This window comes from Ferrimonas gelatinilytica, assembly GCF_039544205.1.
GTDB classification, from domain to species: domain Bacteria; phylum Pseudomonadota; class Gammaproteobacteria; order Enterobacterales; family Shewanellaceae; genus Ferrimonas; species Ferrimonas gelatinilytica.
Genome location: NZ_BAABLF010000008.1, coordinates 177566 through 191689 on the forward strand (window position 1 = coordinate 177566; position 14124 = coordinate 191689).

The following is a 14124-nucleotide window of genomic DNA, read 5'->3' on the forward strand; positions in this document are numbered from 1 at the left end:
TTTAAAGGGATTAACCGCCGAAATCATCCAGCAGAATGTTGTCATCTTCAACACCCAGATCCTTGAGCATGTTGATCACCGCGGAGTTCATCATCGGCGGCCCACACATGTAGTACTCACAATCTTCCGGTGCCTCGTGGTCCTTCAAATAGTTCTCGTACAGGACATTGTGGATGAAGCCGGTGTAGCCATCCCAGTTGTCCTCGGGCTGCGGATCGGAGAGGGCCACATGCCAGACGAAGTTATCGTTGGTTTCCGCCAGGCCGTCGAAGTCCTCTTCGTAGAACATCTCGCGCTTGGAGCGGGCGCCGTACCAGAAGCTGATCTTGCGCTTGGAGTGCAGACGCTTGAGCTGGTCGAAGATGTGGCTTCGCATCGGCGCCATCCCGGCACCCCCACCGATGAAGACCATCTCAGCGTCGGTCTCCTTGGCGAAGAACTCACCGAAGGGTCCGGAGATGGTGACCTTATCACCGGCCTTGAGGCTCCAGATGTAGGAGGACATCTTACCGGCCGGCAGGGAGAGGTTATTCGGCGGCGGGGTGGCGATCCGCACGTTGAGCATGATGATGCCATGCTCCTCCGGGTAGTTGGCCATGGAGTAGGCGCGGATGGTCTCTTCGTCCACCTTGGATTCGATGTCGAAGAAGCCGAAACGCTCCCAGTCAGGCTTGTACTCGTCCGGAATGTCGAAATCCTTGTACTTGACGTGGTGCGGTGGCGCTTCGATCTGAATGTAACCACCGGCACGGAAGGGAACAGACTCGCCATCGGGGATCGCCAGCTTCAGCTCCTTGATGAACGTGGCCTTGTTGTCATTGGAGACAACGGTGCACTCCCACTTCTTGATCCCGAACACCTCTTCCGGCAGTTCGATCTCCATGTCGTTCTTGACCGCCACCTGGCAGGCAAGACGGCAGCCCTCTTTGGCCTCGCGCTTGTTGATGTGGCTCTGCTCGGTGGGCAGGATCTCGCCACCGCCAGACTTGACGTTGACGCGACACTGGCCGCAGGAACCGCCGCCACCACAGGCTGAGGAGATGAAGATCCCCTCGCCGGCGAGGGCCCCCAGCAGCTTGTCGCCGGGGGTGGTGGTGATCGCCTTATCGGGATCGCCGTTGATGCTGATCGTGATGTCACCGCTGGCAACCAGTTTGGATTTGGCGAACAAAATCACCAGCACCAAAACGGTCACGATGGCGGTAAACATGGCTACGCCGAGTATAATTTCCATCGACTTATCCTTTAACTTGTTTCATTACCGCCGCTTACAGCGACACACCGGAGAAGGACATAAAGCCCAGCGCCATCAGACCCACGGTGATGAAGGTGATCCCCAATCCCCGCAGCCCTGCCGGCACATCCGCATACTTCATCTTCTCACGCAGACCGGCCAGCAGCACGATGGCGACGGCCCAACCGGTACCGGCACCCAGGCCGTACACCACGGACTCGCCGAAGCTGTAGTCCTTCTGCACCATGAAAGAGACGGCACCGAAGATGGCGCAGTTCACGGTGATCAGCGGCAGGAAGATCCCCAGCGCGTTGTACAGCGGCGGGAAGTACTTATCCAGAATCATCTCCAGGATCTGAACCAGTGCGGCGATCACCCCGATAAACGTGATGAACTGCAGGAAGCTCAGGTCCGCGCTGGGCAGGCCCGCCCAGGCCAGGGCGCCCGGCGCCAGGATGTTGGCGTAGATCAGCTGGTTGACCGGCACCGCCAGGGTCAGCACGACGATTACCGCAACCCCCAGGCCGAAGGCGGTGGAGACCTTCTTGGATACCGCCAGGAAGGTACACATCCCCAGGAAGAAGGAGAGGGCCATGTTTTCGATAAAGACAGCCCGGACAAACAGGCTCAGATAGTGTTCCATGTTCTCTTACTCCTTCGGCTCAACTTGATCCGGCTTCCAGGTGCGCAGGCCCCAGATGATGAAGCCGATCAGGAAGAAAGCACTGGGTGCCAGCAGCATCAGACCGTTGGGCTGGTACCAACCCCCTTCGGAGACCTTGGGCAGGATCTCCATGCCAAACAGGGTGCCGGAGCCCAGCAGTTCACGGAAGAAGCCAACGGTGAGCAGGATAAAACCGTAACCCAGGCCGTTACCGACGCCATCGAGGAAGCTCGGCAGCGGGGCACTCTTCATGGCGTAGGCTTCCGCCCGGCCCATCACGATGCAGTTGGTGATGATCAGGCCGACGAACACCGTCAGCTGTTTGGCGATGTCATAGGCGTAAGCCTTGAGCACCTGGTCCACCACGATCACCAGCGAGGCGATCACGGTCATCTGCACGATGATCCGAACGCTGCTGGGGATGTGGTTGCGCATCATGGAGATGAACAGGTTGGAGAAGGCCGTCACGAACGTCAGCGCCAGCGTCATCACCACGGCGGTCTGCATGGTGGTGGTGACCGCAAGGGCGGAGCACACACCCAGCACCTGCAGGGCGATGGGGTTGTTGGCAAAGATCGGACCGATAAGGACCTGCTTGAGCGATTTCTCAGCCATTGTTGAGCTCTCCTTCGCGAACTTTTTCGATAAAGGCGGCGTAGCCTTGATCACTGAGCCAGTAGTTCAGGCTGTTGCTGACACCGTTGGAGGTGAGGGTGGCACCGGAGAGGGCATCCACACCGTGGATGTCGCCGGGCTTGGCGCCGCCTTTCACCACTTCGATGGCCAGTTCACCGTTTTCATCAAACAGCTTCTTGCCCACCCACTGGGCTTTCCAGCGCGGGTTCTCAACCTCGGCGCCGAGGCCGGGGGTTTCCCCCTGGTCGTAGTAGACCAGTGCCTTGACGGTGTTCATGTCCGGCTCCACGGCCAGGAAGGCGTACATGGTGGACCAGAGGCCGTAACCGTGAACCGGCAGGATCACCGTCTCCAGGTCGCCGGCTTCATCATTCACCAGGTAAACCACGCCGTAGTTGGCACGACGGCCGATGGAGGCGATGTCGTCCTCCGGCTTGATGGAGGTGTCGGCATTGCGCGAAACCATGGCACGGTCGTAGCTCGCAGCGTCGATCTGCGGCAAGAACTCGCCGGTATCGTAGTTCACTACGCGGGCGTCGATGTAACGGTCGTAGGTCTCGGCGATGTCACCGCTGGTCTTGTCCAGCAGTCCGGCGGCTTCCAGCACGTAGCGCTGGGTGTCCCGCTCTTTATTGAGTTTCTGGCGGTCTTTCAGAGAGACCGCGGCGCCGGATACCACCAGGGAGCAGACCAGACAGAGGCCTACCACGACGCCTAAAGTTTTGCCGAAGCTGTCATTGGATTTAGACATTGCGTGCAATCCTCCGCTTGATGTTGGCCTGAGCGGTCAGATGGTCGAAGATCGGCGCCCACAGGTTGGCGAACAGGATCGCCAGCATCATCCCTTCGGGGAAGGCCGGGTTGACCACACGGATCAGCACCACCATCACCCCGATCAGGGCACCGTAGGCCCACTTACCTTGGTTGGTAAAGGAGGCGGAAACCGGGTCGGTTGCCATGAAGAACATGCCGATGGCGAAGCCGCCCATCACCACGTGCCAGGTCCAGGGCACGTTGAACATGGCGTTGCTTTCGGAACCAATCAGGTTGAACAGCGAGGACATGGCGATGGTTCCCAGCATCACACCGGCCACGATGCGCCAGGAGGCGATGCGGGCGTAGATGATCAGCAGGCCACCGATGGCCAGTGCCAGGGTGCTGGTCTCACCGACGGAGCCGGCAATGAAGCCGAAGAAGGCATCTTGCCAGGCCGGATCCGAGAACGCCTGCCACCAGCTGTAATCGCTGAAGGCGATGGTGCCGGCTGCCGCCTGGCTGAGCATGGTCGCGCCGGAGAAGCCATCTGCAGCAACCCAGACCAGGTCACCAGAGATCTCCGCCGGGTAGGCGAAGAACAGGAAGGCACGGCCCGCCAGTGCAGGGTTCAGGAAGTTACGCCCGGTACCACCGAACAGCTCCTTGGCCACCACGACACCGAAGCTGATCCCCAGGGCCACCTGCCACAGGGGGATGGTCGCCGGCAGGATCAGGGCAAACAGGATGGAGGTCACGAAGAAGCCTTCGTTCACTTCATGCTTGCGGACGCTGGCAAACAGCACCTCCCAGAAGCCCCCGACGGCAAAGGTCACCGCGTAGATGGGCAGGAAGAAACAGGCGCCATACAGCATCAGCCCCAGCACGCCGGTGTCGGCAGATAGACTGCCACCGAGGAGCTCAAACAGGCCCACCTGCCACACGTCCGGTGTGGCAAAGCCCTGCGCCAGCGCCGCCTGGGCCTGCCAGCCGACGTTGTACATGCCGAAGAACATGGCCGGGAACAGGCACAGCCAAACGGTGATCATCACCCGCTTCAGGTCGATGTTGTCCCGAACATGGGTAGCACCACGGGTGGTCTTACCCGGGGTGTACAGGATGGTGGCAGCGGCTTCATAGAGCGCATACCACTTTTCGTACTTACCGCCCTTCTCAAACTGGGGCTCAATACGCTCAATAAAATGCTTCAGACTCATTAACCTTCCCTCTCGATGATCTCAAGGCAAGCGCGCAGCTCGGCTCCGTAGTCATACTTGCCGGGGCAGACGAAGGTACACAGGGCCAGATCCTCTTCATCCAGTTCCAGCGCCCCCATCTTCTGGGCGTTGTCGGTATCCCGGGCGATCAGATCCCGCAGCAGCAGGGTCGGCAGGATATCCAGCGGCATCACCCGCTCATAGTTGCCGATCGGCACCATGGCACGGTCAGAACCGCCAGTGCTGGTGGTCATGCCAAACAGCTTGCCGGGGGTGAAGTGGGACAGGAAAGCGCGGGTCACGGAGAACTTGTTGGCACCGGGCATTACCCAACCAAACAGCTCCTTCTCATCGCCCTCTTCCAGCACACTCACCTGCAGGTGGTAGCGTCCCAGGAAGGCATGGACACCATTGGCGGTGCGGCCGTGCAGCACGGAACCGGAGATGACACGGACGTGTTGCTGGCTCAGTTCACCCTGGGTCAGCTGACTCAGATCCGCGCCCAGCAGGGTGCGTACCAGTCGCGGCTTGGAGACCACGGGACCGGCCAGTGACACCACGCGACGGCTATCCAGTTGACCTGTGGTAAACAGGGCACCGATGGCGATCACATCCTGGTAGTTGATGTGCCACACCTGGCGGGTCGCGCTGGCGGGCAGCAGCTGATGGATGTGGGTACCGGGCAATCCGGCCGGGTGAGGGCCCTTGAAGCCTTCGGCGCTGACGCCGGGCAGGTTATGACCCGCCAGCGGCGCACCGCCGTCCTGGCAGAGGAACACCTTGCCTTCGGTCAGGGCGGTCAGCACGGTCAGGCCGTGCTGGAACTCTGCCTCACGCTCAGCAATCACCACCCGGGGATCCGCCGCCAGCGGGTTGGTATCGATGGCGGTGACAAAGATCCCGGCAGGGCGGGCGCCCAGGGCGGGGATCTTGGAGAACGGGCGGGTCCGCAGCGCAGTCCACAAGCCACTGCGTACCAGGTTCTCTTCAACCTGGTCCGCACTCAACTCGGACAGCTGGCCGGCCTCGTAGGCGGTAAAGGTTTGTTGTTCGTCCCCCTCAATGTCGATCACGACCGACTGAAGGACACGCTTGGCGCCACGGTTTACGGCGCTCACTGTGCCACTGGCGGGCGCGGTAAAGAGGACGCCGGGGTTCTTTTTATCTTCAAAGATCGTCTGACCTTTTGATACCCGGTCGCCTACCTTGACGTGCATTGTGGGTCGCATGCCAATGTATTCTTCACCTAAAATCGCCACGCGAGAGACAGCGACGCCATCCTGGATGACTTGTTCAGGTCCACCCGCAATGGGCAGATCCAATCCTTGCTTTATTGTAATCATACTCACATGCACTGCTTTGCTGGGGAAGTCCACCCTGGAGAGCGAGATCACACGGGACACCTCTCCAGTTGATACCTTTCTCAATTCCGCCACCTTTGCGCAAAAACGCAAAAAAAATGGAGTTTTGCGACCTGCATCACGGCGGCTCGGGCGCATCATACCGCAAAGGCCAAAAGGCATCTATGAAAAATGGCATTACCTTTCAAACCAGGGGGGTAAAGCGGTAAAAACCCTTCTCTTTAGGCGTATTAGCACCCAGATTTACATAAGTTTTTCTAATCACTAGCGATTTATTTTGAATTGGGACCAATGACTTGAGTGTCGAGATCGCCGCCTGGTGGGGGCAGAAGCACCAAACCTGGTGAAGCCGGTCAGACCGCCGAAACGGGATCAAAAAAAGCGGCCAGTGGCCGCTTTTTCCTATTCATCAGTACCTTAAAAATCGTACTGGTAGCCGATGATGGCGCTGAGGGGCTTACCTGTCTGGATCCCGCCGTGGATCCGGGTGGCGATGTAGGTCTCATCCAACAGGTTATCGACGGTGACGTAGATCTTCTGACGCTCATCGAAACGGTAGTGGGCCGACAGGTCCAGGATCCAGCGTGACGGCAGCAGCTCGGCGGTGGGGATGGCACCGGCACCCGCTACGGTGCGAACATCGGACTGGTAGCGACCCAGCAGGTTCAGGTCCCAACGCTCGCCCTCCACCCCGGCGGTGATCTGAACCAGGTGCTCGGGTACATAGGGCATCTCGTCCCCGGCGGTCACCTCACCCCAGGTCTCCAGGTCAGAGCTGAAGCTGTTCTGGAACTCGCTGTCAGAGAGGGTGTAACGCAGACCCAGCGGCCAGGTGAGGCCCGCGGCCTGAGGACGCAGATCGGCACTGAACTCCAGCCCCTGGATCCGAACTTCACCGGCGTTTTCCTGGTCGCCGATATTGGCCTCGTCGCACCCCTGAGCGGCGGTGCAGTTGCCGTGCATATTGTCGTAGTCGGAGAGGAAGCCGATCGCTTCGACACTGAAGGGGCCGTTGTTGAAGCGGAAGCCCGCCTCGTAGTTCCAGCTCTCCTCCTCCTCGGCGCTATTGTTGCCGGGCGCCGGAGGGGCGAACCCTTTCTGCACACCAGCGAGAATCAGCCAATCGTCGCTGATCTGGTAGCTGACGCCCAGGGCCGGCATCAGACCGTCGACGCTGTTGGACTTGCGAGCCGGTGTCTGCGTACGGCCGGGGTCCGCTTTACCCCAATCGCGGCGCAGTGTCTCTACATGCTCGTAACGTACCCCGGTATCCACACGGACATCACCGAAGCGAAGCTCGGCGCTGACAAACCCGGCCCAGGCATCGGCGGAGTCAATTCGGTTGGAGTCGGTCCCCGGGATCCCCGCCTCGGTCAGGCGCATCAGCTGATCCGGGCCCAGTTCATACTGGTCAACCCACTGGAAGCGGTCCATCTCATCCTCGTGGTAGCGTACGCCGAAGGTCACCGTGTGATCCCCCACCGCCTGCTCCCCCTGGGTCTGGATTCCCCAGGCACTGTACTCCCGGTTGTTGGCCTTGACGTCAACCGACTGCGGCAGCTGCCCCGCCGGATCCCGGTCCCAAAGCGATGCCTCTTCGACGATACCACTGCCTGTCTTGTACCAATTGCGGGCAAAGTCGTTGTAGTAGATGGCACTGTGCCAGGCCAGCCCCGGGGTCAGCTGGGCGGCATGATTCAACTGGTAGCCAAACCGCTCGCTGTCCATGTTGTCTTTCTGGCTGGCGCTGTAACGCTGGTAGGGATCCTGACGGTAATCTTCGTCGGTGATCCCAAGGTAGGTCTCATCGGAGTCCTCGTTGGCGTAATGGAACTTGAACTCGGTCTCCTGCTGGATACGGGCACTGGCATCACTGCGGCTGCGTACCTTCAGCACGACGTCGTCCTTGTTGAATCCGGTGTCATTGCCGCTGCCGTTAATGGTCTTGAAGCCGTCCGACTGGTAGTGCATCCACTCCACCAATCCGGACAATCGCTCCGAGCCACCACCAGCCCAGCCGTGAGCCTTGATGTAGTTATCGCTGCCGTACGCCAGGTTCACGCTGGCCGCAGTCTCGTCCGGTACCTGGCGTGAGACCAGGTTCAGTACGCCGCCAGTGGTACGGGGCCCGTAACGCACCGCCGAGGTGCCTTTGAACACCTCCACCGCCTGCATCCGACCAATGGTGGGGAAATAGTAGGCTGCCGGTGAGGCATAGGGCGCCGGCGCCACGAGGACCCCATCCTCCATCACGGTGATCTTCTCACTGCGGCTCTGGCTACTGCCGCGCATACCGATATTGGGGCGAAGGCCGAAACCGTCCTCCTCCGACACATAGACACCGGGCACCGCTGTCAGAACTCTCATAATGTCCGTGTAATCAAACTTTTCCAGCGCTTCCTCACCGAGGTAAGCCGCCGACCCGGGTACGGTTTTCACCGCCTCCGCATCGCCAAAGATGGTCAGGGTCTCCAGGTTGCTGTCATCGGCCTGGGCAGGCAGCGCAGCTAAGACGGCGAAGGCCGTTGCGGCCAGCGGGAAAAATCGAGGTGTCATGGTTCTCTCCGCACTTGATGCTAATTGATATGATAATCGTTCTCACTACGATTGCGCGAAGTAAAACACACAACTTTATAATCATCAACATTTTGGCAACCGCAATGGCGTAAAAAATTAAAAATTATGCCGTATTCGCAAATCTCAGCGTGATCAATAAGCAACCGCGCGATAATGCAGTGAGTTATCCGCGCCGTACGAACCCAGTCCGTCTAGAACACTGTGGCAAGCCCGAGTGGATGACTCACCGTTGCGGCCACTCTGCCTTGAACAAGTCGGGCAGCCGACAACCCGGCGGACCCCTACCTCCATCCAGCCCCACGCAAACCGAAGAACAAAAAAGCCCCCATGACCATTGGCCATGGGGGCTTTTTATCCCGGAGTGCGTGCTAGAGGGCCTTGAGCTGCTCCGGCGACAACGAAAGCTCGTCGTTACGGTTCACGTCGATACCCCGGGAGAGAATATCCCGGGCAATCTCCTGCGCCTGCGCCAGCGAGTGCATCTCGTAGGTGCCGCACTGGTACTCGTTCAGTTCCGGGATCTGACTCTGGTCTTTCACCGCCAGCACATCCTCCATGCTGGCCCGCCAGGCATCCGCCACCTGCTGCTCGTTAGGCGTACCGATCAGGCTCATATAGAAACCGGTGCGGCACCCCATGGGGGAGATGTCGATGATCTCCTGGTCACCCCGGTTCAGGTGATCCCGCATGAAACCGGCAAACAGGTGCTCCAGGGTATGGATCCCCCGCTCGCTGAGGATCTCCGCATTGGGCAGGCAGAAGCGCAGGTCAAACACCGTGATGGTGTCCCCTTTCGGTGTCGCCATGGTCTTGGCAATCCGCACCGCCGGTGCCTTCATGCGGGTGTGGTCGACGGTAAAGCTGTCCAACAGTGGCATAGTGCCTCCCTTAAAATCCGTACGTTAAGAGCGAGAATCTAGGTGCGAGTTTCTGGCTCCTAACAGCAAGCGCCAAAGTACTAGGTCCGAGTTCCTAGGTGCTAGGGAAGCGCCTAGAGCCCGGCCTTATCGATCTTAGGAACTAGGAACCGCTCTTCCTAGCCCCTCAACTTTTCTCTTAGCCATTTAGCCATCTATACGTCACCTTAATCCGACCTGCCTCGCCGGTCAATTTTGGCAGTTTGAGGGGCTACTCCGCCTCGATCAGTCGGCTGTAGGCGTCCTCACTCAGGCTGTGATAGCGCCGCACTCCCTGCTGGAAGCGCAGGTAGTGCTCCAGCACCTTCTCCATGGCGGGATCCTTGGCCGCCTCCTCTGCCATCACCCTTTGACTCTCCACCCGAAGCGCCGCCAGCACCTCGTCGGGCCAGGGGCGCAACTCCACCCCGTGCTCGTTGACCAAGGTATCCAGGGCCGCAATGTTGCGGACGGTATACTCATCCAGCATCTCCTGATTCACCGCCCGGGCCGCGGTTTCCACGATCGCCTGCAGATCCTCCGGCAACGCCTCCCAAGCATCCTTGTTGATCATGAACTCCAGCACGGTGCCCGGCTCGTGCCAACCCGGGTAGTAGTAGTACTTGGCTGCCTTGTGCAGGCCAAACGCCAGGTCGTTGTAGGGGCCCACCCACTCGGTGGCGTCGATGGCGCCGGTCTGCAGGGCGGTAAAGAGCTCTCGACCTGGCAGGGTCACCGGAACGCCACCAAGGCGCGCCAACACCTCACCGCCTAAACCCGGCAGGCGCATCTTAAGACCCTTGAGATCCTCCAGGGAATGGATCTCCTTATTGAACCAACCTCCCATCTGAACCCCGGTATTGCCACCGGCCAGGGGCACCAGATTGAAGGGGGCGTACAGCTCCCGCCACAGCGCCATACCGCCGCCATAATGCAGCCAGCCATTCATCTGCTGGGCGTTCATGCCGAAGGGGATAGAGGTAAAGATCTGCGCCGCTGGTGCCTTCCCCTTCCAGTAGTAGGAGGCACTGTGTCCCATCTCCGCGGTCCCGGCGGAGACGGCGTCAAACACCTCGAAAGCGGGAACCAGATCGCCGGCACCATAGACGGTGACGGTCAGCCGGCCATTGGACATCGCCCCCACCAACTCGGCAAAACGCTCCGGTGCCATGCCAAGGCCCGGAAAATTCTTCGGCCAGCTGGTCACCAACTTCCACTCCAGGCTCGGCTCTGGTGCCGCCTCGATGAGGGTCTCCGGGGTCGTTTGCGGCTGGCAGGCCGCCAGCATCACGCCCGTCATCAGGGCCAGCGCCCATCGTCCGATCCGATTTACCATGCGTTCTCCTCCTTAAAGGCCATAGATCTGTTCCGGTAGCCAGGTGGCCAGGCTCGGCCAAAGCGCCAGCAGCGCCATCATGACAAGTTGAATAGCAATGAAGGGCATCACCCCCCGGTACAGCATGGCACTGGTCAGTGCCGGCGGGGCGACGCCCCGCAGATAAAAGAGGGCAAAGCCAAACGGGGGTGTCAGGAAGGAGGTCTGCAGGTTCAGACCCAGCATGATCCCCAGCCAGATAGGGTCCAGCCCCAGCATCAGCAGCGGGGGCGCCACCATGGGCACCACCACGAAAGTGATCTCGATAAAATCGAGGATAAAGCCGAGCAGGAAGATCACCCCCATCACCAGCAAGGTGGCGCCCACCACACCGCCGGGCAGGTCCTGCAGCCATTGATGGATCATCGCCTCACCGCCGAGGCCGCGAAAGACCAAAGAGAACAGGGCCGCACCGAACAGAATCATGAACACCATGCTGGTGATCTTCACCGTTTCCGTCAGCACCCCTAACAGCGCCGACGGGGAGAGGCTGCGTCGCAGCAGGGCCAGCACCAGGGCGCCAAAAGCCCCCACCGCCGCGGCCTCCGTCGGGGTCGCCAGCCCCAGCAGAATAGCGCCAAGTACCATCACGATAAGCAAGATGGGCGGGATAAGGGCGGTCAGCAGGCGCACCGCAAAGGCCCAGTCGAAGCGTACCCGGGTTTCGGTGGCAAAGAGCTGCGGTTTGCGCCACGCCAGGTAAAGGGTGTAGAGCATGTAGAGCCCCACCAGCATCAGCCCCGGCAGCAGGGCCCCGGCGAAGAGATCCCCGACCGACACGGTGCGCGGCGAAAAGTTGCCGAGCTCAAGCTGCGCCTGCTGGTAAGCGGAAGAGAGCACGTCGCCGAGCAGCACCAGGGCGATGGAGGGGGGGATGATCTGCCCCAGGGTGCCGGTGGCGCAGATCGCCCCGGCGGCATAGGCCGGGTCATAGCCCCGCTTCATCATCGCCGGCAGCGACAGCAGCCCCATGGTCACCACAGTGGCACCGACGATCCCGGTGCTGGCCGCCAGCAGGGTGCCCACCACCATCACCGACAGCGCCAATCCGGCCCGCAGGCCGCCAAACAGCTGCCCCATGGCATCCAGCAGCTGCTCTGCCAAACGGGAGCGCTCCAGGGTCACCCCCATCATCACAAACAGAGGCACCGCCATCAGGGTGGCGTTATTGAGGATCCCAAACAGGCGGTTGGGCAGTGCCCCGAGGTAGGCGGTATCCAGGTGGCCGGTCAGGCTGCCCAGCAGGGCAAACCAGAGCGCCGTACCCCCCAGGGCAAAGGCCACCGGTACCCCGAACAGCAGCACCAGGCAGACACAGAGAAAGAGCAGCAGCGCCATCATGATGACCGTCCGCCGGCCAGCAACAGGGCCAGGTTACGGGCCAACTCCGCCAGAGCCTGCGCCCCCAGGGTCAGTACCAGACCGAGCAGCAGGGATTTTTGCAGGTATACCAGTGACAGTCCTCCCGCTTCCACAGACCCCTCCTGCCGGGCCCAGGAGGTCAAGACATAGTCCCAGCACTGCCAGCCGATGAAGCCAACGAAGGGCAGCAGCAAGAGTGCGGTGCCCAAGAGGTCAACCCAGGCCCGTCGCCGCGCACCCCAGTTGCGATAGAAGATGTCCACTCGCACATGGCCCTCGGCCTTGAGGGTGAATCCCGCTCCCAGGGTAAAGAGAGCGCCGTGCAGGTAAAGCACCGTCTCCTGCAGCGCCACGGAGCCCAGATCCAGGCCGTAGCGCAGTGCCACCACGGCGATCGCCGCCAGTACCATCAACAGCATCAGCAGGGCACAGAAACGCCCCAACCACAGGCTGAGGCGGTCGATCCCCCGTGTCACGATTTGAAGCCCCAACGCCAGGTTAGAGCGGGTGGTGTGATTGGATCCCACAGTTGCCCTCCATGGCGCAGTTGCAACCACTAACGAGAGCATAATTAACCTTTAGATAACAAACAAATGGAATGTATAATCCCGAAACTCGCCCGGAAGGCTCGGTGCAGTCCCCCCACCTCTCGAAAAGCACAGGGAGTGCAGAGATTATGATGTATCAAAACCGGCAAGCACTGGCGCTAGGATCGCTGCTTTTGCTCGTCGCCACCCTGTTTCTGGCCATTATTTTGGCTCTCTGGGCATGGCCTAAATACAACGTTTACAAGCAAGAGCTCAATGGTCGCGCGGCGCTCAAAGAGGCTGAGTGGTCCAAACAGATCCTCATTGAAGAGGCGAAAGCCCGTGAGCAGGCAGCACTGATGCAGGCAAAGGCCAAAGTGACGCTCGCAAAAGCCGAAGGAGAGGCCCAGATTGCCCGGGCTAAGGCGGAGGGCCAAGCGGATATCGAACGCGCCAAAGCCGCCGCCCAAGCCAATAAGATCATCGGTGAGTCGCTAAAAAATAACGAGGCGTACCTAAGGTATATCTGGATCAAGGGACTGCAGGAGGGAAATGGCGAGCGGATCTACATTCCCACCGAAGCGGGACTGCCCATCCTCGAGGCGGGTAAAGCGGGTCATTAGCATCGCGACAGAACAACGCAGCGTCCCTCAGAAAGCCAAAGAGAAGGCACCGCACCCGCGGTGCCTTTTTCACTCGGCAATGACGCCTCAAACCGGAAGTGTCCCAGCGGCAGGCTGAGGAGATCCCTCCCGCTTGTCACGGTATCAGAAACCAACGCCCGCTTAGCTCCGGTGGTTTGCTCCGATCCGACAGGTGCCCTCCAACACGCTCCTTGGGAGAGGGCCCCATGTTGCTTAGGACATCTGCCCTAAAGCGCTCGATCCCGGACATCTGCCGGTTTAAGCCGGGTTGGACCGAGCCTAACCTTGGCCAATACAGACCAACCTGATGACCGGAGTGCCTTATGTCCCTACCCATCACCCCCTACCCCAACTGGGCCAAACTGCTCCACCTGGGGCTGGCTGTGTTCGGAATCGCCGCCTACGCCACCGGTGAACTGGCCGAGGGAGGGCCGAGCGCTTTCGGTTACCTGCTGCACGCCTACCTTGGCCTCTCCCTGGGCGCGGTAATGCTGACCCGCTTTTTCGTCGGCCTCGGCACTCGAAATCCGCTGGCCTTCAGAACCTGGCGGCCCCTCTCCCGGGCACAGCGGCAGCGCACCGCAGAGGATATCCGCACCCTGTTTCGTGGCAAACTGCCTGAGCGGGATCATCATAATGGCCTGGCGGGGGTTGTTCAGGCGGCCGGACTGATCCTATTTTTCTGGATGAGCCTGACGGGAACCGCCCTGTTCCTTTTGGGTGACAGCGCCCCCTTCGTCGGGGAGTTGCATGAAGTTGGCGAGTCCCTGATCCCCCTCTATCTGGGGTTACACGTCGGCGCTGTCGTGCTTCACGCCCTGGCCGGAGACCCGGTTTGGAAAAGGATGTTTTCATCCAGATAACTAAAAAGCCGTTTC

At 60.3% G+C, this 14124-nt stretch carries 13 protein-coding genes; 2 read left to right on the forward strand and 11 right to left on the reverse strand.

Annotated features, from left to right (window positions below; translation table 11 throughout):
* Positions 1–10: 10 nt before the first annotated feature.
* The 11 genes from nqrF to ABD997_RS08125 all read right to left on the reverse strand — a co-directional run bounded on the left by nqrF (position 11) and on the right by ABD997_RS08125 (position 12602).
* The gene (gene nqrF / locus ABD997_RS08075; protein WP_345316504.1) at positions 11–1234 is read right to left on the reverse strand and encodes an NADH:ubiquinone reductase (Na(+)-transporting) subunit F; all 1224 of its coding nucleotides are present in this window, start codon (positions 1232–1234) and stop codon (positions 11–13) included.
* Positions 1235–1268: 34 nt separating this feature from the next.
* Positions 1269–1877, reverse strand: coding sequence for an NADH:ubiquinone reductase (Na(+)-transporting) subunit E (gene nqrE / locus ABD997_RS08080; RefSeq protein WP_345316505.1), 609 nt, complete (start codon positions 1875–1877; stop codon positions 1269–1271).
* Positions 1878–1883: 6 nt separating this feature from the next.
* Positions 1884–2513 carry an NADH:ubiquinone reductase (Na(+)-transporting) subunit D gene (locus ABD997_RS08085; RefSeq protein ID WP_345316506.1) on the reverse strand — a complete coding sequence of 210 codons (630 nt, stop codon included), beginning with the start codon at positions 2511–2513 and terminating at the stop codon, positions 1884–1886.
* The gene (locus ABD997_RS08090) at positions 2506–3285 is read right to left on the reverse strand and encodes a Na(+)-translocating NADH-quinone reductase subunit C (protein WP_345316507.1); all 780 of its coding nucleotides are present in this window, start codon (positions 3283–3285) and stop codon (positions 2506–2508) included. Before ABD997_RS08090 ends, ABD997_RS08085 begins: the two co-directional genes overlap by 8 nt.
* Positions 3278–4504 carry an NADH:ubiquinone reductase (Na(+)-transporting) subunit B gene (locus tag ABD997_RS08095; protein ID WP_345316508.1) on the reverse strand — a complete coding sequence of 409 codons (1227 nt, stop codon included), beginning with the start codon at positions 4502–4504 and terminating at the stop codon, positions 3278–3280. The genes ABD997_RS08090 and ABD997_RS08095 overlap by 8 nt, the downstream gene beginning before the upstream one ends.
* The gene (locus tag ABD997_RS08100; protein WP_345316509.1) at positions 4504–5847 is read right to left on the reverse strand and encodes a Na(+)-translocating NADH-quinone reductase subunit A; all 1344 of its coding nucleotides are present in this window, start codon (positions 5845–5847) and stop codon (positions 4504–4506) included. The genes ABD997_RS08095 and ABD997_RS08100 overlap by 1 nt, the downstream gene beginning before the upstream one ends.
* Positions 5848–6282: 435 nt before the next feature.
* On the reverse strand, positions 6283–8421 hold the full coding sequence (locus tag ABD997_RS08105) for a TonB-dependent receptor family protein (RefSeq protein ID WP_345316510.1): 2139 nt from the start codon (positions 8419–8421) through the stop codon (positions 6283–6285).
* A gap of 389 nt (positions 8422–8810) precedes the next feature.
* A complete protein-coding gene (luxS, locus tag ABD997_RS08110) occupies positions 8811–9320 on the reverse strand; it encodes an S-ribosylhomocysteine lyase (RefSeq protein ID WP_345316511.1) in 510 nt (169 codons plus the stop codon).
* Between the two features lie 250 nt (positions 9321–9570).
* Positions 9571–10674, reverse strand: coding sequence for a TRAP transporter substrate-binding protein (locus ABD997_RS08115; protein ID WP_345316512.1), 1104 nt, complete (start codon positions 10672–10674; stop codon positions 9571–9573).
* A gap of 12 nt (positions 10675–10686) precedes the next feature.
* Positions 10687–12054 carry a TRAP transporter large permease gene (locus ABD997_RS08120; protein ID WP_345316513.1) on the reverse strand — a complete coding sequence of 456 codons (1368 nt, stop codon included), beginning with the start codon at positions 12052–12054 and terminating at the stop codon, positions 10687–10689.
* The gene (locus tag ABD997_RS08125) at positions 12051–12602 is read right to left on the reverse strand and encodes a TRAP transporter small permease subunit (RefSeq protein WP_345316514.1); all 552 of its coding nucleotides are present in this window, start codon (positions 12600–12602) and stop codon (positions 12051–12053) included. The genes ABD997_RS08120 and ABD997_RS08125 overlap by 4 nt, the downstream gene beginning before the upstream one ends.
* Positions 12603–12751: 149 nt before the next feature.
* On the opposite strand from ABD997_RS08125, the gene ABD997_RS08130 reads away from it, so the two are divergent.
* Positions 12752–13225, forward strand: a complete 474-nt coding sequence (locus tag ABD997_RS08130; RefSeq protein WP_345316515.1) for an SPFH domain-containing protein — start codon at positions 12752–12754, stop codon at positions 13223–13225.
* 344 nt (positions 13226–13569) lie between these two features.
* Positions 13570–14109 carry a cytochrome b/b6 domain-containing protein gene (locus ABD997_RS08135; protein WP_345316516.1) on the forward strand — a complete coding sequence of 180 codons (540 nt, stop codon included), beginning with the start codon at positions 13570–13572 and terminating at the stop codon, positions 14107–14109.
* Positions 14110–14124: the final 15 nt, after the last annotated feature.